At 63.5% G+C, this 18,728-nt stretch carries 13 protein-coding genes, 2 tRNA genes and 1 pseudogene; 4 read left to right on the plus strand and 12 right to left on the minus strand.

What is annotated here, in order from left to right:
* A pseudogene (locus VGD20_RS03530) lies at positions 1-252 on the minus strand (AAA family ATPase); the annotation flags it as partial.
* 143 nt (positions 253-395) lie between these two features.
* On the opposite strand from VGD20_RS03530, the gene VGD20_RS03535 reads away from it, so the two are divergent.
* Positions 396-1,274: a LysR substrate-binding domain-containing protein gene (locus tag VGD20_RS03535; RefSeq protein WP_331133126.1), complete on the plus strand. Its 879-nt coding sequence runs from the start codon at positions 396-398 to the stop codon at positions 1,272-1,274.
* Positions 1,275-1,316: 42 nt separating this feature from the next.
* Here the strand turns inward: VGD20_RS03535 and VGD20_RS03540 are convergent.
* Positions 1,317-1,391 (minus strand) — tRNA-Thr (locus tag VGD20_RS03540).
* A 106-nt stretch (positions 1,392-1,497) separates the two neighbouring features.
* On the opposite strand from VGD20_RS03540, the gene VGD20_RS03545 reads away from it, so the two are divergent.
* Positions 1,498-1,638 carry a hypothetical protein gene (locus VGD20_RS03545; protein WP_331133127.1) on the plus strand — a complete coding sequence of 47 codons (141 nt, stop codon included), beginning with the start codon at positions 1,498-1,500 and terminating at the stop codon, positions 1,636-1,638.
* Here VGD20_RS03545 and VGD20_RS03550 read toward each other — a convergent pair.
* Both VGD20_RS03550 and VGD20_RS03555 read right to left on the minus strand, forming a co-directional pair.
* On the minus strand, positions 1,628-1,942 hold the full coding sequence (locus tag VGD20_RS03550; protein WP_331133128.1) for a DUF1905 domain-containing protein: 315 nt from the start codon (positions 1,940-1,942) through the stop codon (positions 1,628-1,630). The two genes, VGD20_RS03545 and VGD20_RS03550, sit on opposite strands and share 11 nt — an antisense overlap.
* Positions 1,943-1,947: 5 nt before the next feature.
* On the minus strand, positions 1,948-2,934 hold the full coding sequence (locus VGD20_RS03555) for a peptidylprolyl isomerase (RefSeq protein ID WP_331133129.1): 987 nt from the start codon (positions 2,932-2,934) through the stop codon (positions 1,948-1,950).
* 74 nt (positions 2,935-3,008) lie between these two features.
* Between VGD20_RS03555 and VGD20_RS03560 the strand changes: the two genes are divergently transcribed.
* Positions 3,009-3,099: transfer RNA gene (locus VGD20_RS03560), tRNA-Ser, on the plus strand.
* A gap of 46 nt (positions 3,100-3,145) precedes the next feature.
* Here VGD20_RS03560 and VGD20_RS03565 read toward each other — a convergent pair.
* The 8 genes from VGD20_RS03565 to VGD20_RS03600 all read right to left on the minus strand — a co-directional run bounded on the left by VGD20_RS03565 (position 3,146) and on the right by VGD20_RS03600 (position 17,411).
* On the minus strand, positions 3,146-4,504 hold the full coding sequence (locus tag VGD20_RS03565; RefSeq protein WP_331133130.1) for an HlyD family type I secretion periplasmic adaptor subunit: 1,359 nt from the start codon (positions 4,502-4,504) through the stop codon (positions 3,146-3,148).
* A complete protein-coding gene (locus VGD20_RS03570) occupies positions 4,501-6,258 on the minus strand; it encodes a type I secretion system permease/ATPase (RefSeq protein ID WP_331133131.1) in 1,758 nt (585 codons plus the stop codon). Before VGD20_RS03570 ends, VGD20_RS03565 begins: the two co-directional genes overlap by 4 nt.
* Before the next feature lie 92 nt (positions 6,259-6,350).
* Positions 6,351-12,017, minus strand: coding sequence for a peroxidase family protein (locus tag VGD20_RS03575; RefSeq protein ID WP_331133132.1), 5,667 nt, complete (start codon positions 12,015-12,017; stop codon positions 6,351-6,353).
* A 341-nt stretch (positions 12,018-12,358) separates the two neighbouring features.
* A complete protein-coding gene (locus VGD20_RS03580) occupies positions 12,359-13,120 on the minus strand; it encodes a response regulator transcription factor (protein WP_331133133.1) in 762 nt (253 codons plus the stop codon).
* Between the two features lie 179 nt (positions 13,121-13,299).
* Positions 13,300-14,310, minus strand: a complete 1,011-nt coding sequence (locus VGD20_RS03585) for a HAMP domain-containing sensor histidine kinase (protein ID WP_331133134.1) — start codon at positions 14,308-14,310, stop codon at positions 13,300-13,302.
* Positions 14,311-14,324: 14 nt separating this feature from the next.
* Positions 14,325-15,002 (minus strand): response regulator transcription factor, encoded by a 678-nt coding sequence (locus tag VGD20_RS03590; protein WP_331133135.1) that lies wholly within the window; start codon positions 15,000-15,002, stop codon positions 14,325-14,327.
* Positions 15,003-15,224: 222 nt separating this feature from the next.
* Positions 15,225-16,316, minus strand: coding sequence for a flavin reductase (locus VGD20_RS03595; RefSeq protein ID WP_331133136.1), 1,092 nt, complete (start codon positions 16,314-16,316; stop codon positions 15,225-15,227).
* Positions 16,317-16,430: 114 nt separating this feature from the next.
* Positions 16,431-17,411: a nitronate monooxygenase family protein gene (locus VGD20_RS03600; RefSeq protein WP_331133137.1), complete on the minus strand. Its 981-nt coding sequence runs from the start codon at positions 17,409-17,411 to the stop codon at positions 16,431-16,433.
* A gap of 122 nt (positions 17,412-17,533) precedes the next feature.
* Between VGD20_RS03600 and VGD20_RS03605 the strand changes: the two genes are divergently transcribed.
* Positions 17,534-18,715, plus strand: a complete 1,182-nt coding sequence (locus tag VGD20_RS03605) for an acyl-CoA dehydrogenase family protein (protein WP_331133138.1) — start codon at positions 17,534-17,536, stop codon at positions 18,713-18,715.
* Positions 18,716-18,728 lie beyond the last annotated feature (13 nt).

An 18,728-nucleotide genomic window follows, 5' to 3' on the forward strand; every position in this document is an offset into this window, starting at 1 on the left:
ACCGGCACCGGCATTCGCCCGCTGCAAACCATCGAGCCGGATGACTTCCAGCCCCTCGTCTTCGGCATAGGGCGCCACGACGCGCGAAGCGGTCTGGCGCTTGCCGCTGATCTGGATAATGTCGCCCTCGGTGACACCGAGTTCGGCCATCGCGGAGCGCGGGATACGGGCGATGCCGCCGCCGCTTTCCTCGGCGCGCGAATTCGCAACCTGCAGTTTCACCTGTTTTTCTTTTACCGCTGCGTCGGCCAATGCGCATCTCCCGCAAAGAGGTCAGAATGCGAAAGATAGGATGGTCGTTCCCGATTTGCGACCCCTGGTATCGCGCCATCTTATGACGCACTGCACAAAATTCTGGCAAGTCCGGCATGGTCATGTCATCATCAAAGACCGATATGCCACGCCTTCCTCCCCTCAGCAGCATGGAAGCCTTTCTCGAGGTTGCCCGCCACGGCACGGTCAAGGCGGCGGCGATCGAACTCGGCCTGTCGATGCCTGCGCTCTCGCGGCGAATCCAGACCCTCGAACATTCGGTCGGGCGCCCGCTGTTTAACCGGCATCATCACGGACTCAGCCTCACCGAGGCCGGACGGGCGTTGCAGGAACAATTGTCCCCGATTCTCGACGAGCTGAGGACGGTTATCGGCCAGGTTGGCAGCCCGGATGCATCGCTTCGCCTGCACCTCAACGTCCTGCCGCTGTTTGCGCAGCAGCGCCTCTTCCCGCGGCTTCCCGAGCTGCGGCGCAAACATCCCGAACTTCACATCGACATCGACACCATGTCGCACGCCGAGGCGCGGCTGGGCGACGGGATCGACGCAGCGATCGCGCTGGCGCGCTCGATCGACCCGGCGCTCTATGCCGCGCGGCTCGACCAGGACAAGGTCTTCCCGATCGCTTCGCGCACGCTGGTCGATGGCGACCGGGCGATCACCGTGCCCGAGCAGTTGCAGCGGATGACGATCCTGCTTCATCGCGAGATGCCGGAGACCTTCGCCGAGTGGAAGAAGGCGATCGGCATGCCCTATCTGGAGCCCGCGGGGATCGACTATTTCGATTCGGGACCTTTGATGCTCGAGGCCGCGGCGCAAGGCATCGGTGTGGCCTTCATGCACGGCCATCACTTCGACGACGCGCACGATCCGCGGCTCGTCCGCCTGTTCGACTTCGACGTCGACAGCCCGTACAGCTACTGGTTTGTCTGCCGTCCGCGCGCGCTGCGCCAGCCGTCGGTCAAATATTTCCACGACTGGCTGCTCGCCGCGAAGATCTGAACGGGAATGATCCGTCTGGAAGGCAATTCAGATCAGGGGAAATGGTGCTGCTGGACAGGATTGAACTGTCGACCTCGTCATTACCAATGACGCGCTCTACCACTGAGCTACAGCAGCAACCGGGTCGCCCGCAAACGCATGTTTGCTGGGCAGGCGCGGCCTATGGCGGGGCGCCCCTCGCCTGTCAAGGTGCGAGGCTTGACGATATGGCGATTTCGCGGGCATGACCCTTCGCGTGAGCAAGTCCCCCTCCCCCGCCGATCTGGAACGCGAGCGCCGCCTGGCCGAGGCGCTGCGCGAGAATCTGCGCAAGCGCAAGGCACAGACGCGTGAAGGCAAGGCCGAAGCCTCGTCTAAAGACTGACGGTTACCGTCACTTCGTCGCCCTCGGCCAGCCCTTCCGCCTTTCGGACCGCCGCCTTCACGGGCAACAACCAGCCGCCGCTTTCCTTGTGCGGAAAGACCGATGTGCTCCAGCACGTATTCCCGATCGTCGCGCGCACCTTCGCCGATCCGAACCCCTTGCGCCCGTCGAGCCATTGGCCGCCGATCGCGGCGAGGCGGATTCCGTCCGCGGCATCGCCCGCGATGGTGACGAAAAACCACGCAGCAGGCGCGGTCGCCGACTGCCAGCGCCAGAGCGGCGTCGTGACGGTAAAATCCTCCAACGGGGCTATTTTGCGGCAACCTGGCGCACGGGCACCGGGATATTGCAGATGTCGGCGCCGCCCGCCGGCGTGATGAAAAAGGGATCGCGGCGATTGGCGCGCGCATCGGCGTAGCGCGCGAAGCTGTCGCTATCGGTCGACAGATATTCGAACTTTGGCTGATCGGCAGCAGCCAGTTCGTCGGCGATACGGATCGACATGATCGGCGTGCGCTCGGCTTCCGTTTTGTAGAATCCCAGCGCTTCGGTCCCGCGCGGCAGGCTCGACAAATATTCGATGCCGCTGATCACGCGTCCGACCACTGCAATATTGCGGTCGAGGTGGCGCGGCGCGTGCCCGATGACGGCGTAGAGCTCGGCACCGCTTCCCGTATCGGGCGACATGTTGCGACCGACGCCAACCATCGCGTAACAATGAAGCGGAAACAACGCTTCGCTTCCGTCCGCGGCGCGCGTGTAACCGACCGGCCAGCCGGCGGAAAATGTTGACTGGCCATAAGCGTCGTGGCGTAGCGGCATCTTGAACCGCGGTACCGAGTAGCTGTGATAGCCAGCACCATCCGGCTGATTCACGACCTTCGTCAAGACAGGCGTCAGATAGCCTGCTTCGGCCACTGTGGTCAGCCCTTGCGGCAAGGGCCGCGCATGCGAAGCATCTTCACTGTTCGCGTCACCCCATTGCGCCACATAATTGTCCTGCACCCGATTGACACTCGTCCCGTCCCACCAATGCGCCGCGGCGAGCTTGCGGATGTTGCCGATCCACCCCTCGCTGAACGGCGCGGGCATCAACTGGATAATCACGCGCCGCGGTTTGCCTCGGGCGTCGGGTGCGAGATCCATCACCAGCAGGTCGGACGGCGCAATCGCAACCCAGTCGCTTGCCGGGGCGGCCGCCGCGATCTCGCCGGGCGACGGAATCGGCGCGGCATCCTGCGCCAGTGCGGGAACGGCGAGCGACGCGGCGGCGGCGAACGAGAGCAGATGTTTCATGCCCGATGTCTGCCACGCCCAATCGGCTTGCGAAAGCCCCGCCAAGCGATTAGGGCGCCCCTTCCAGAGCATGCGGAGCGGTGGCCGAGTGGTCGAAGGCGCTCGCCTGGAAAGTGAGTATACGTCAAAAGCGTATCGAGGGTTCGAATCCCTCCCGCTCCGCCATCATCCGAGAGATTTTTTCGGGATTCCGGTCAAGCGGGATCGGAGTTCAGTTCTCGCGCCCCGCCATCCACAGCGTCTGGGTGAGCGGCTCGATCAGATAGGAAAGCGCGGTGCGTTTCCGGAGCGGGATCATGACATCGACCGGCAGACCGGCGCGCAGCCCCCCATCCTCGCGAACCTGCCGCAGCTTGGCGATTTCGCTCGGCGGCACGAGCAGCTCGATCTTGAAAAAGCGCAGTCCGGTCCGCTCGTCCTCGAAACTGTCGGCCGAGATCTTGGATATCCGGCCCTTCAGTATCGGCAGGTTGCGCTCCTGCAATGCGGTAAAGCGGACCTGCGTCTCCATCCCTGGGCTCAGATCGTCAGCATCGGTCGGCGACGCCTTGCCCTCGATAACGAGAGCCCGGTCCTGGGGGACGATTTCCATCAAGGTTTCGCCAGCGCCGACGACCCCGCCGACGGTGAATATCTTGAGACCGACGACCCGGCCGTTCGCCGGCGCCCGTACCGTCGAACGGGCCAGCTGCTCGCGGACCGAAACCAGTTTCGGTTGCAGTTCGTCGAGGCGGACCTGCCCCTCGCGCATCTTCGCCGCGACCTCCTCCATCATCTGCTTCTCAAGCGAGACGATTTGCATCCGCGCTTCGCCGATCGCCTCCGAGGATCGCGCGATGTCGGCGCGATAGGCGCCGTAAGTGCCGTCGAGTGCGGCGGCATCGCGCTCCATCGCGCGCACACGATTGATCGAGACGAAGCCCTTGGGGAGCAGCGTACGCATCCCGTCCAGTTCCTCGCCGATCAATCGTTGCTGCTCCTTGTTGGATCGCATCTGGTAGGCATAGCCGTTGATCTGCTCCGAATGCTGGCGCATCTTCTGACCGAGGACGCCGCGCTGTGTCTGGAGCGAATTGCGTCGCGCATCGAACAGCAGGCGCTGCCCGCGCAGTGCTTCGGCCGCAAGCGCGCGGTCTTCGGGCTCCAGCGATGCGAACTCCGCGGGTTCGGCCACCGCCCGAAGCCCGTGCTGTTCGGCGACGAGCCGCGCGCGCTGCGCCAGAAGCGCGATGACCTCGCCGGTCAGGCCGCGTTCGGTCGCGACGAGTTCGGATGCGGAAATCTTCAGCAGCGCTTGCCCCTTGGTGACGCTCTGCCCCTCGACGACCTGAAGCGCGGTGACTATGCCTCCTTCGCGGTGCTGGACGGCCTGACGATTGCCCGAGACGGCGACAATACCTTGTGCATAGGCGCCGGCATCGAGCGGCGTCGCGGCGGCCCACCCCAGAAAACCAAGGAAAAACAGGCCGATGATCGCGATACCGATGCGCATTTCGCGGTGCGGCCGATCGGCAAAATCCTTGTCGTTCGAGTCGGCCATCACCGGCGGTTTCCACATCATGTCGTTCATGACCGTCCTCCTTCGTTGATGGGGACAACATTCTGCTTTGCCGAGGCTTGCTTCAGCGCCGCGAGAATTTCGTCGCGCGGCCCCATTCCCGCGATGGCGCCGTCGGCAAGGATGGCGAGCTTGTCGGCGCCGGCGAACACCGCCGCGCGGTGGGCAATGATCATGATCGCCGCGCCATGCAGCTTCGCGGCCGCGATTGCCCGGCCCAGTGCGTCTTCGCCATCGCTATCGAGCGCCGAGTTCGGTTCATCGAGCACGAGGATGCACGGCTTCCCATAAAGTGCCCGGGCGAGTGCGACCCGTTGCGCCTGCCCCGCCGAAAGCTTGTGCCCATTGCCTTCGATACAGGTGTCGTACCCGTTGGGCAGGTGCAGGATCATCTCATGTACACCAGCCATTCGCGCGGCCTCGACGACCTCGACATCGACTATCGGCTGCGGAACGCCGCGCGCGCAGGCGAAGCGCGAGATATTTTCGCTGATCGTTCCTGGCAGCAGCCCGCAATCTTGCGGCAGATAACCGATATGCTGCGCCAGCTGCTCGGGATCCCAATCCGCGATGTTCGCCGCGTCGATACGAACTTCGCCGGAATCGGGTGACAGGGCGCCGGCGACGACGCGGGCAAGCGTAGTCTTGCCCGCTCCCGACGGTCCGATGACACCCAATACTTCGCCCGGTGTCAGCTTCAACGACGCATTTTTTAGCAGGATCGCGCTGCCATCGGCATTGCGAACGACGATATGGTCGAGCTCGACCAGGCCTTTCGGATCGGGAAGCATCGTCCGCGTTACGGGGTGGCCATCGGCTTGTTTGAAAACCCGGTCCAGCGTCTGCAGCGCCTGCCGCGACTGGACGATGTTCGGCCAAAGGCCCACCAGCTGTTCGACGGGCTGCAGCGCACGGCTGAGCAAGACCGAGGCTGCGATGATCGCGCCGACCGAAATCTGGCCGTTGATCGCGAGCCATGCGCCGATGCCCAGCGCAAAGGACTGCATGAACATCCGCACGAACTTGACGAGCGAATTATATCGGCTGCCCGAGAATTGAAGATCCGCGGTCGCATCCATGCCGACGCTCCGCTGCTCGATATGGCGCGCCACGAGCGCACGCCGCATGCCGAGTGCGCGCACGATCTCCGCCTTGCGCAGCACGGCCTCGTGCGATTCATATGCGGCCGCGTTCGCCTGATGCGCCTGTTCGGCTTTGGCCTTGCTGCGCCTTTCGTTGGTGATCGCAAGCATTACCAGGATGCAACCCGCGCCGAGTACCAGCAAACCGAGAACCGGATGAATGACGAAGGCGACGAACAGATAGAGCGGCGTCCAGGGTACGTCGAACAATGCCGTCGTGGCCGGTCCGGCCAGCGCCTGACGCAGGGCATCGAATTCGCGCATCGCCTGCTGTGTCGATGGATCGCCCGGCTGCGCTCGCGATCGCGCCAGCAGCCGGTCCAGTATCTCGCCCGACAGAAGCCGGTTGAGGCGCAGCGACGCGCGCGTCATCAATCGCACGCGCATCGCATCGAGGGCCGACAGCGTCGCGATAGCCACCCCCACGACGATTGTGATGAAGACCAGCGTCAACACGCCATTCGTCGGTACGACCCGGTCATAGACCTGCATCATATAGATCGTCGGAGCGAGATAGAGGATGTTGATCAGCGCGCTATAAATCGCTGCGAGGGTGAAGTGAGTCCGGCAAGCGCGGACGGCTTCTGTCAATGCCGGCGGCACTGGCATCCAGAACAAGCGCATGCGATATTCCCCTTTGGATGATCGAAGAGGTGGCGCCGGGGCGGGGGCATCCCGGCGCCGAGCTGGGCCGGGGGGTCCCGGCGCCAAGCTCTTTAGCTGAACAGATAGTCCGAGATTTCGTGCCCGAAATACCGACCGATTCGTCCATGGTCGTCGAAGCCATCGTCCGCGAACCATCTCGTCACATGCGCGGGGCCGTCGGGCCCGGAGCGTCCGTGGCCCAGATCAACAACGTCCTGGGGCCGGAGAGTGCCAACCACCTGATCGGCTCCGCCACCCGAATTGAATACCAGGCGGTGAGCGGACGTCAGTCCCGAGATATCGACCGTATCGCTGCCCGTGCCTCCATTCACCGTGATGGTGTTGTAGTTGAGGCTCGTGGTGTTGAAATCGCCGATCACGAGGATTGTGTCGCCGCCGTTGTTGCCTGATCCGCCGGGAGCCACGCCACCGGGCGAGGAGACGTTCAGGGCGTTGACGTTGATTTCCTCGATATTGTCGAGTTCGGCGATGACCTGCGCGTTTCCGGTTCCGTTGCGGGTCACCACGATTTCGGTGTTGGTGTTGAGACCGCTGATCCCCGCAGCTTCCGCAGCTGCCCGCGTGTAGATGCGGAAGGTTTCGGCCCCGGCAACGCCATTGAGCACGAAGGTGTCGGTTCCATCGCCGCCATTGACGATGTCGCGCCCGCCCGTCCCGCCGGTTTGCGTGACGGTATCGTTGCCCGCGCCGGCGTGGATGAAGTCGTTGCCCGCGCCGCCGTCGATCGTATCGATCCCGCCGAGGCCGAAGACGGCCTGTGACGCAGCCGTCCCGCCGACACCGTTGAGATTGGCGTTATTGCCGCCAGTCCCGTTCACGATCGTATAATGAACGCCGTTAAAGCGCATCGCCTCGACGTTGACGAGCGTGTCCGTCCCCGTCGCACCGGTGTTGTCGGTCACCGTGACGGTGGTCCCGTTGGATTCGATCGTATAATTTGCGATCGTATTGAACCCTGCGGTATCGACATTCCCATCTTCGCCATTGATGCTGTCGTTGCCGGCACCGCCCGTCATCATGTCATTGGCGGCTCCGCCCAACAGCGTGTCGTTTCCTGCGCCGCCCAGCAGCGTATCGCCGCCAAGGCTGCCATTCAGCAGGTCATTGCCATCACCGCCGTTGATCGTGTCGGCACCATTGGCTCCATAGAGATTGTCGTCGCCGCCATTGCCGTTGAGCGTGTCGGCGCCGTTACCGCCATCGGCGATGTCGTCCCCTTCCGTCCCGTTCAGCGTATTGTCGGCCGCGTTGCCGTTCCAGTTGACGCCGGTCGGTCCCGTGGCTGCCGAGAAGACCGTCTCGAGCGTACCGCCGCCGTCGGTGAAGCTCACCGCCGCGCGCAGCCGCAGTCCGGCCTGGTCACCGAACAGCATTCCCGGGTTATTGTCGGGCGTGAAGGTCGATCCGGTCGCGCCCGCAATGTTGACCCAGGTCACTCCGTCGGTCGACTGTTGCCAGCGATAGCTGAACGCCCCCAGCCCGTTCCCGTCGGCGATCGACGCGGTGTTCAGGGTCAGCTGCTGCCCTTCGGTCGGTGTCAGATCGCTGATCACCGGCTGCCCCGTCGGGAGCTGGTTGGCAGAGACATCCTGATCCGTGAAGCGCATCACCTCGATATTGCGCAGCGTGTCCGTGCCATCGGCCTGCGTGCCGCGGGCATGGGCCACCGTGATCGTGCCATCATCATTATAGGTGATGTCGTAGTTGGCGAGATCCTCGGAGAATGAGGCAACGTCGACGTCGCCCGCGCCGTTCGCGGTCAGAATCTCGCGAACGATCCGAAGCTGGCCGGGATTCAGCGTGCCGTTGAACATCGCGGCCGCAAGTTCGGTCATGCTGTTGGCGGTGCCGATCTGCGCCCCGGTGCCATCGTTGTTCTGGAACACCCCGATGCGCACGTTCAGATATTTGTCGCCGTCGATGATGTCGTCGCCACCCTGGCCGGCGATCAGGTCGCTGCCGTCGCCGCCCAGGATGATGTCGCCGCCTGTGAAGGACGTGACGCCAGCCCCGACGACGGCTTGCAGGCCGTTGATGAGCGCGATGCCGGCCGCATCGAGCGCGCTGCCGCGATAACCGCCCGTTCCGCCTTGCGTTGTCGGCCCCATCGCCACCGCGTCGTCGTTGGTACCCCGCAGGATATCGTTGAACGCGGTGCCGGACAGCCCCTCCATGCTCTCATATTCGTCGAGAGCCGCGTTGCCGGGAATCGTCGGCGCTTCGTCAAAGACGATCGGGATCGACAAGTCGGCATTCACGCCGGCCGTGTTGTCCTTGTATGTGGCCCAGTCGAACCCGGACATGCCGACCATCTTGCCGCGCCCGGCGCTGCCGACCATGATGTCATGCCCGCCCTCGCCGATGAACTCGTCGAAACCGCCGTCACCGAGGAAGACGTCGTGGCCGTCGATGCCGTCGCGAGAGAAGACTTCGTCGAAGTTGTCGCCCGGCGCGCCGTCGAACGTGCCCGTTTCGATCCAGTCGCTGCCCTCGTTGCCGAGGATGCGTTCGGCGTTCTTGTTGCCGTAGATGAAGTCGTCGCCTTCACCCGCGAACACTTCCGAGCCTTCGTCGGTACCAAGGAAGATGAAGTCGTTGCCGCGGCCCCCGAGAACCAGGTCGAGACCCGGGCCCGAATGGACAACGTCATTGCCGTCACCGCCCTTGATATTGTCGTCGCCGCCGGTGTCCTTGATGATGTCATCGCCGGCTCCGCCGTTGATGATATCGTTGCCGTAACCGCCTTCCAGCCGGTCATTGCCACCGTCACCATGGATCGTATCGTCACCGATACCGGCGATAATGATGTCGGCGTTGTCCGTACCGCCCATCACGACATGATCACCGCCGGTGTAGCGCAGATAGTTGGTGTCCGCGCCGGGCGTGCCCGGATTGTTGCGGCTGACCAGCGGCGTCAGGATGCCGCCGCCGCCCGGGTCGCCGCCTTCCAGCGTACCATTGCCGTCAAGATCGTTGAATTGCCGGGTCGGATCGACTTCCAGGATCAGTCCCGGGGTCGAGAAGACATCCGACGGCAGATGCGTCGCGTCGGTGTTCCGCATGATCATCGCGGCAAAGCTATTCGCTTCCATCTCGCCGAACAGATGCAGGCCATCGAGCCGCTGCAGATAATAGAAGCGGTCGCCGCTCTGCAGATTCTCCATCTGGACTTCGAAGACGAAGTTGAAGGTCGACCCGAGCATACCGCCGAACGGCATCGTCTTTTCGGCCAGCCCGCCGATCCAGAGGTCGACATTGTTGAGACCGCCGAGCGAGCCGCCGGCCCAGGCGCCCGTCGCGCTGAGGAAGTCCAGCCGGTCGGCCGGCACTTCGAGGCCACCCGTACTGACGCCGGTGATGATCGTCAGCGCGGCATCGCGCTTGCCTTCAATCGTCGTCTGCGACGTGATCAGGCTGTGCGCGCCATAAGCGGCGACGAAATTGATGATCGACGCTTCATTCTTGAGGTTCGCCGCGAAGTCGACCCAGCTCTCATAAGGCTTGAGCAACTCGTCCTCGTTCGTCGCCTCGTAGAAATTCGCACGGGCGGCGTTGAGCGACGGCACGCCGGTGTCGCGGCCGCGCGCCAGGTTGATCGTCGCAAGGTCGAGCGGCAAGCCGAGCAGGTTGTTGCGGAGCGCGCTGGTCACGAACTCGTCGATCTGGTTGCCCGCCTGCCGGGTCATGCCGCGGATGATCGCACCCGCCGCGATGTCGGCATCGACAACCGCATTGCCCCCGTTGTTTTCGAACTGGAGCGGGTTGAGGAAGCCCTGGATCAGCGAGATGTGATCTTCGTTGAAGGTCGGGTCGAAGCGATCGATCGACTCGGTCAGCATCGAGTGCCCGAAGCGGTAAACGACGTGCGCGAACTCGGCCACGATCGAGGGATCGAGCGTGATGTCGAACCCGTCGGGAACGAGGAAGGTGTTGACGGCGGGCTGGATCTTGCGCGCGAATTCCTCGAACACCAGATGCTGATACTGCATCTCGGTACCGAATTTTGCGGCCTGGAACAGGCGTTCGCCGTTCCACGAGCCATCAGGCATCTGCCACTCCGCGATGAACGCCGGATCGCCGGTCGCCAGCACCACCTCCTTGGTGTGCTCGACCAGCCGGTTGTGTTCGGAATGGAAGACATGGTGCACGGCAGTCAGGCCGATATTCTCGTTCGCACGGCCGTCGCCGGCCATGAAGTGCGCATCGAGCAGTTCGTCGTCATACTCGCCGTCGGCAGGAATATTCCCGCCGATTTCGGTGTCGCCATCCTCAAGGCCATCGGGCACGGCGTTGTGCGCGATATCGGCGAGGAAGGCATGGCCGGTCCTGACAGCGCCGGCGACAAGGACGCCGAGCCCGCCATTGGCCGCGGGATCGCCTTCCACAAGGAACGGCGGGTCGCCGGGGTTGAGGCCCTGCATGACGATCTGCGGATAGCCGTTGGGCCCGCGGAGGAAATTGCCATATTCGTCGGTAGCCAGCAGTGGGATATTGCCGACATCGACGTCGAGCAGCTGGATACCGAGCAGGTCGGCCGCCTGCGCCTTGAGATCGGCCCATGTGGCCATCCCGCCGTTGCCGCCCTCGATCAGCTTGCCGGTCGCAACCGGATCGCCGTTTGCATTCAGCTCATATCCGCGCAGGAACACCTGATGCGAGGAATGCGAGCTGTAGGTCTGGTTCTGATCGACGAACGACGTCGTATTGTTGATCGGCTGGACGTCATCCGCGGTCCCCATCACGCCGTCCTCGCCGGCTCCGACGGTGGCGCGCGTCAGCACCATGAAATTGGTCGGGCTGGCCGGATCGTACAGCGGGTCATCGGGCTGAAGCGGGATGAAGACCGTTCCGCTGCCCCCCTTGGCGACCAGATCGAGGCCGTGATCGAAGAATTGCCCGAACAGGGTGAACCACGAGTTGAAGGGCGCCGACAGGCCTTCGTCGGGCGCGATATTCGGCAGCTCGACATTGGCGCCGCTCAGTTCGATCCCGTTGGGTACGAGCAGCGCGTCGAGCGGTCCGCGGACACCCGCAAGCGCGTTCTCGGCCGCCGTGAGATCGGCGAGAGCGGCGACAGCGGCGGCATCCAGCACCGGATCGGGCGGATTCGCGGCGTCGGCCGCTGCCTGTGCCTCGGCATAAGCATCGGTGGCGTCATCGACGTCCTTGAAGAAGGATTTGATCGGCTCATATTCGGCCTTGATCTGCTGGGCGAGCGCGATCAGGTCGCCTTCGATCCCGTTGCGCTGGAGCGCGACAATGATCGCCGCAGGGTTGCTCAGCGTCTGGTCGACCAGGAGGTTCGAAATGGTCCGGAGGCTGGAATCCAGAACGATATTGTTCGGATTGTTCGACGGATTATAGTTGGGCGCGGTCGGCACCACCCCGCCGGGAGCGGGGCCGTTCATGTCGAGCGGAGTGCCCTCGGCGGGCCGGTAAACCGGATCCAGCAGCCTCGGAAAGGGATTGTCCGCTGCCCCCTGCTGTTCGGTGCCCGGAAGCAGGTGGTTAAAGGTCCCGTCGACGGTGCGGAGGCCCCACGCAATATTGTAGGAAGGGATCGATCCGCCCTGCAGCGGCCCGGCTCCGTCGGGATCAGGCCCGAACAAGGGCCGGCCCAGGGGATCGGTGGGATCCAGAATCCAGCGGGTGTGCGCCTCGGAAATCTTGATCTGGTCGAGGATGAAGTCGAGATCGCTACGGATATACGTGACCATAAATGCCTCCCTACAGTGGACCTGCGCAGAGCGGCCTCCTGTCGGCCGGTCGTCGACTCGCCCCAAGCGGTCGATCTGCAGGTCTTGTGGCTGGAATGTATGGCTTATTGGAAGAAGGCGTCGAGTTGGACTGGCGGACTATTACATTCTGCTATCTCTATACTTACGCGGCCTATATCCATATTGAATCCTGTATAGGCCATTCGATATAGACGGCTATGCGCGGAGCGCGGGCAAGCCGCCGCGAAAGCGGACGACCGCAGAGCAAAACGTCCGGAAAATCCGTGAGCTTTGGCCAGTAACCGGGATAAAAGCGGGCAGCGCCGCAGCCCGGCGCCAAGTCAGCCTTGGCGTCGATAGGATATCTGCGGCAGCGCATTAAAGCTGCGCCGCAAGATCGGCTTTGTGCGCCGTTCTTCGAGGATACCGGGCAGATAGGTGTCGACAGGGTCGTCGTTGAACGCGCGCGCTTGCATCGCCGCGGCCGCGCTGACCCGATTGTGGACACCCAGCATGCGAAAAGCCGCGGCGATGTGAACCTTCACCGTTCCTTCGGCAATGGACAGAAGGCGTGCGATTTCCTTGTTCGAACGTCCTGCTGCGAGCAGGTTCAGCACCTCGAACTGGCGGCTCGTCAAGGCAGCGTCATTTGCGACGCCGTCCTGGTCGACCACGGGTTCTTTCCGCGCAGACAGGTCCGAAACAAAGGGCGGGACATACATACGGCCCGCGATCACGGCCCGTAGCGCCTCCGCCATCTCGGGAACCGGAACATCTTTCGGGATATAGCCGTGAACACCCGCGCCGAGCGAATCGAGTACCAGATCGCGGTCGCGCGAGGCGGCCACCACCACCACGCGCACGTCGGGATACCGGACGCGGAGATCGCGCAAGCCTTCTCCATTGCGCAAGCCGGGCAGGCCAAGGTCGATCGTCACGAGGCCGATCGATCCGCGCGTCGCGATTTTCGTCAGGACGCCTGCAAAGTCGGACGCCTCGAATATACTGGAAAGGCCAAGGTTTCGCGCGAAGAGAGTGGTCAGTCCTTCGCGACAAAGCGGATGACTATCCGCAACCAGAATTCCACCTATTTCTTTTGCCACGGAACGCCCCCCCACGGGTAATTCGCCTTGGCACGTGCCGGCAAATATACTCCGTCGTATCCTTCCCGGCTCCGCGACCCGTCCTGGAAGGTTATGGATCGAGCCGTAACGACTCGACCAGAGAAGCCTATAGAGCAAAGCTGACGCCAACCTGACGGTTAACCTTAATCGGAAGTCGATTATTCAGCAGAATGGCCGGCCTCTTGAAATAGCAGGCAGATTTCTTTTTTTTCCGGGTCCGTGATCAGTTTTGCATGGTGGATTTCGACGATGCGCGCCACGATCGCAAGGCCGAGACCCGCTCCGCCGCTGCTCGCATGATCGGCTCTGACAAAACGCTGGCTGAGCGCGCCGAGGTCGGCGGCGGACAGGCCGGGCCCTTCGTCCCTGACGCAAATTCGCGCGCCGGGGCCAACCATGATGACGACCGCCCCGTCGACCGGCGTAACCCGTAACGCGTTCTCGACAAGATTGCCGACCGCAGCCACGAGCATTTCCTTGAGGCCTCCGACCACCGCCTTGTCGGCGACCTCGAGCTCGACGCGCCTGCCCTGCACCGCCGCCAGCGGAGCAAAGCGGGCGACCACGGCAGCGCCGATCCCGTCGAGCGCGACGGGATCGCGGGCCATCGGAGCCACGACATGCGATTCCACCTGCGCCATCAGCATGATCTGGCCGACGAGACGGTTCATCGCGGCAACGTCCTTTTTCAACCGCTGCGCGTCTGCCGATCCCAGCCGCTCGAGTTCGCCCATCAGGATTGCCAGAGGGGTACGAAGTTCGTGGGCGGCATTCGCAGCGAAGGCTTCACGCTGTCCCGCTACGTCGTCGAGTCGCTGAAGCAGGCCGTTGAGCGCGCGTGCGAACGGCTTTGCCTCGACCGGCAGTTCGTCGAGGTTCAGGCGAAAACCGCGGTCCGTACCAGCGACCGAATCCATGCGCTCCGCAGCGGTACCGAGCGGCGCAAGCGAGGTTCGTATCACCCATCGCCCCGCGAAGACCATCGGCATCATGAGCACGACGAGAGGAAGGACGACATGCTCGGCGATCTCGAGCCATTCGCCGCGCCAGCCTGCTTCGGCGGAATGTTGCTCGAGCATGACTTCGACATCGAAACTGACGAATATGATCAGCGCCAGGCCGCCGAACAGACCGATCCAGCTGAACCCCCGCGTGAGCCGCTGCGACACGGAGAGCGAGGCGCTCAATCCTTGGGATCCCGCAACAGATAGCCCATTCCGCGGATGGTAATGAGCGCATCGTGATGGCCGGCATCGCCCAGCTTGTGCCTCAGCCGCGATATGATCGCTTCGACCGCATTGGGCGTCACGGCTTCGTCGAAGCGGTAGATCGCCTCCTCGATCGTGGAGCGGCGCACCACGGCACCGGCACGGCGGATCAGCAGCTCCAGCAGATCAGCCTCGCGGCGGGTCAGTTCCATGACGTGATCTCCGCTCGACGCCGTCCGCGCGGCCACGTCGAACGCGAGTTTTCCTGCGCGAATTACGGGTTGGCTACGCGGCCCCGGCCGGCGCAGGAGTGCCCTGAGGCGCGCCGCGAGTTCGTCGAGCTCGATCGGTTTGACCAGATAGTCATCGGCTCCGGCATCGAGCCCCGCAACACGGTCGCCCAGCCCGTCCCGCGCCGTCAGGATCAGAACGGGCGGCAAGGGGAGCTTCAGCCGCTCCTGCCGGAGCCAGGCCAGGCCGTCGCCATCGGGAAGCCCGAGGTCGAGGATGATGGCGTCGTAACTCGCCCCCGACAGCGCCGCATCGGCCTCGCGCAGTCCGTCCACGATATCGGGGCTGAAACCGCATTGCGCGATGCCGTGCTCGATCAGACCCGCCAGACGGGGATTGTCCTCTACAATCAGGACACGCATGTCACAGAAATCAGGAAGTTATCTCCCGATCCGGTCAGATCGTGACTATAGAATTTCAAGTCTTATCCCCACCAATATGGTTCTATCATAACACAATTTGGACTTGGGGATAACAATAGAATTTTCTAACAAAATTCGCCGCTTAGCGATATATAAAACAAGAAGCATAACATGGATCAGGTTTGTTTCCTTTGGGAAACCATTAGCCGATCGCTGCCAATATTAGGCAAAATGCAACCGTCGATATTTCCCGCGAAAATAGAGCAGCGGGTCGCGGTGAGGCTCGAACTGCGCGCGCACCACCCGGCCGACAAGGATGAAATGATCGCCGGCATCGTGCAGCGATTCGTGCTGACATTCGAACGACACGAGCGAGCCGCCCAGCAGCGGCACGCCGGTTTGCCCTGGAGCCCAGGGCTGGTTGGCAAAGCGATCCTCGCCTTTTGCCGCGAAGCGGTTGGACGTCGGTTGCTGGCCGATCTGGAGCACATTGACGCCGAAATGCGCGGCATCGCGAAGCGCCGGCGCGGTTCCGGCCGTGTTCGCAATGCACACGAGCAGCAACGGCGGGTCGAGCGAGACCGACGTGAAGCTGTTCGCGGTCAGGCCCACCGGCGTCCCCGCATTGTCGAGCGCGGTGACGATCGTGATGCCGGTCGCAAAGCAGCCCATCGCGTCGCGCAGCGTGCGCGGGTCCGACCCCGCCTTGAATTCCATCGCCTCGCGCGGCTGGCGCCGTTCGAGAAATTCGAGAAGCTGGCCGAGCAGCGCCTCCTCGCGATCGGAGGCGAGTTCGAGATCGCATTCGTTGATGTCGGCACTTTCACCGATCGGCAACGCGGCATTGAACGCATCGCTGACCGCGCTGCATTGCGCAGGCGAGAAGCCGCCGCGCACGACGAGCGTCGGAAGCGCCAGGCGTCCGGCGAGCCCGCTCGCGATCGCATCGTCGTCGACCGGCATGTCGACGAGAACGAGGCCTGCGGCGAGATGCGCGCCATCGAGCGCCAGCGCACGCGTCGCAATCCAGCCGCCATGGCCCGCCGCGACGACGACGGGACGCGAGCCCATCTGCGCGAGCACAAGCCTCAGATCCTCGATATGCGGAGCGAGCCCGTGCTCGTCGCCGGTTTCGCGCAAGTCGAGGTTCACCACGCGGCGTCCCGACAGCACGAGCGCCTCGGCGACATCGCGCCACGCGGCGCGGCTCTGCCCCTTGTCGGGGATGAGAAGGACTGCAGGGTCATTCTCGTCGCCCAGCATGTCACCCGTCAGCACGACGCCGCCGAAACCCTTATATTCGATGAGGCTCAAAAATCCCCCTTGCCGCGCCGGCGGGCGGTAACGCCAGCGGCATTCGATATGACCAGATTGCGATGAATCGGACCATATCGAAAGCGCACGCGCGGCGCCAGCGCGGCGGATGACTCAGACGCGCATCGACGCGAGCCGCTGGTCGACGATCGCGTCGGCGTCGGCGATGATCCGGTCGATGAGCTCCTTGCACGTCGGGATGTCGTGGATCAGCCCCTGCACCATCCCGGCCCAGAAGACACCTTTCGTCAGGTCGCCGGTTTCAAGCAATTCGCGGCCCGCCTTGCCGTTCACCAGTTCGGCAACGTCGGCGAAGGTCGCGTCGGGGACCGCAAGGCGGCGCACGACTTCTTCGCTCACCGCGCTCTTGCCGACCCGCGCCGTGTTCTTGAGGCTGCGGAAGATCAGGAAGCTGCCGCGCTCGTCGTTATCGATATAGGCCTGCTTCACATTCGGGTGGATCGGCGCCTCAACAGTCGCGCAGAAACGCGTGCCCATGTTGATGCCCTCGGCACCCAGCGTCAGCGCCGCAACGAGCCCGCGGCCGTCGCCGAAACCGCCCGAGGCGAGCATCGGGATCTTCACCTTGTCGGCGGCAGCAGGGATCAGGATCAGGCCAGGGATGTCGTCCTCGCCCGGGTGGCCGGCACATTCGAAGCCGTCGATCGAGATGATGTCGCAGCCCGCGCGCTCGGCCGACAGCGCGTGGCGGACCGCGGTGCATTTGTGAAGGATCGTGACGCCATGGGGTTTGAGCATTTCCCAGATTTCGCGCACCGCCTGCGTCCCCGCGGTCTCGACGATCTTGACCCCGCCGTCGATGATCGCCTGCGCATAGGCCTTGTAATCGGGGGCATTGATCGTCGGGAAGACGGTCATGTTCACGCCGAACGGCTTGTCGGTCATCGCACGGCAACGCTCGATCTCGGCGCTGAGCGCGACGGGCGTCGGCTGCGTCAGCGCAGTCAATATGCCGAGACCGCCGGCGTTCGACACGGCGCTGGCGAGTTCGGCATAGCCGACGCTCTGCATCCCGCCCTGGACGATCGGATGCTCGATACCCAGCATTTCGGTGATGCGTGTCTTGAAAGCCATATTCGATCCCTCCTTGACGGTGCTGCCGTTACGGCATCTTCATTCCGGTCCTTGAAATAACTTGACGCTTACGTCAACGTCGGGTTGACTGGGAAAATAGTTAGATAGCGAAGGGAATCGACATGACGGCGCACGAAGGCATATCGGATCGGGCGCTCGCCATTGCCGCAAAGGTCGAAACCTTCGTCCGTGAAACGGTCATTCCCTACGAGAAAGACCCGCGCCGCGACCATCATGGCGCGCCGACCGACGAGCTGGTAATGGAGATGCGCGAACACGCCCGCGCCGCGGGTGTGCTGACCCCCCATATCCTCGACGATGGCGACCATTTGAACCAGCGCGAGACCGCGGTCGTGCTGATCAAGAGCGGCCTGTCGCCGCTCGGCCCGCTCGCGTGCAACACGATGGCGCCCGACGAGGGCAATATGTATCTGCTCGGCAAGGAGGGCAGCCCCGAGCTCAAGGAACGTTTCCTGAAGCCGATGGTCGAAGGGCGCGTCCGCTCGGCTTTCTTCATGACCGAACCCGCCGAAGATGGCGGTGCGGGGTCCGACCCGTCGATGATGAAGACGACCTGTCACCCCGACGGCAATCATTGGGTCGTCAATGGCCGCAAGACCTTCATCACCGGGGCGCAGGGCGCGCGTGTCGGCATCGTGATGGCAAAGTCCGAACAGGGCGCGTGCATGTTCCTCGTCGACCTGCCCGACCCCGCGATCCGCATCGACGATGTGCCGAACACGATCGACAGCTCGATGCCGGGCGGGCACGCCACGCTGACGATCGACAATCTGCGCATCCCCGCCGACCAGATGCTCGGCGAGGCGGGCGAAGGCTTCCGCTACGCGCAGGTGCGCCTGTCCCCTGCCCGCCTGTCGCATTGCATGCGCTGGCTCGGCGCGTGTATCCGCGCCCACGAAATCGCGACCGACTATGCGAACCGCCGCGAGGCGTTCGGCAAGCCGCTGATCGATCATGAAGGCGTCGGCTTCATGCTCGCCGAGAACATGATCGACCTGAAACAGGCCGAACTGATGATCGACTGGTGCGCGTCGGTACTCGATACTGGATCGCTCGGTACCGTCGAAAGCTCGATGGCGAAGGTCGCGGTATCCGAAGCGCTGATGCGCATCGCCGACCGCTGCGTCCAGGTGATGGGCGGCACCGGCGTCACCGACAAGACGATCGTCGAACAGGTCTTTCGCGAAATACGTGCCTTCCGCATCTACGACGGCCCCACCGAGGTCCACAAATGGAGCCTCGCAAAGAAAATCCGCCGCGACTGGAAGGCCGAGCGCGCCTGACACGAAAGTCAGT

The sequence above is a fragment of the Sphingopyxis sp. genome (genome assembly GCF_036402335.1).
GTDB lineage: Bacteria > Pseudomonadota > Alphaproteobacteria > Sphingomonadales > Sphingomonadaceae > Sphingopyxis.

Excerpts from the sequence above, each read along its gene's own strand:
- VGD20_RS03535 (WP_331133126.1), top strand. The coding sequence starts at position 396 with ATGCCACGCCTTCCTCCCCTCAGCAGCATGGAAGCCTTTCTCGAGGTT.
- VGD20_RS03545 (WP_331133127.1), top strand. The coding sequence starts at position 1,498 with ATGACCCTTCGCGTGAGCAAGTCCCCCTCCCCCGCCGATCTGGAACGC.
- VGD20_RS03555 (WP_331133129.1), bottom strand. The coding sequence starts at position 2,934 with ATGAAACATCTGCTCTCGTTCGCCGCCGCCGCGTCGCTCGCCGTTCCC.
- VGD20_RS03565 (WP_331133130.1), bottom strand. The coding sequence starts at position 4,504 with ATGAACGACATGATGTGGAAACCGCCGGTGATGGCCGACTCGAACGAC.
- VGD20_RS03570 (WP_331133131.1), bottom strand. The coding sequence starts at position 6,258 with ATGCGCTTGTTCTGGATGCCAGTGCCGCCGGCATTGACAGAAGCCGTC.
- VGD20_RS03575 (WP_331133132.1), bottom strand. The coding sequence starts at position 12,017 with ATGGTCACGTATATCCGTAGCGATCTCGACTTCATCCTCGACCAGATC.
- VGD20_RS03590 (WP_331133135.1), bottom strand. The coding sequence starts at position 15,002 with ATGCGTGTCCTGATTGTAGAGGACAATCCCCGTCTGGCGGGTCTGATC.
- VGD20_RS03600 (WP_331133137.1), bottom strand. The coding sequence starts at position 17,411 with ATGGCTTTCAAGACACGCATCACCGAAATGCTGGGTATCGAGCATCCG.
- VGD20_RS03605 (WP_331133138.1), top strand. The coding sequence starts at position 17,534 with ATGACGGCGCACGAAGGCATATCGGATCGGGCGCTCGCCATTGCCGCA.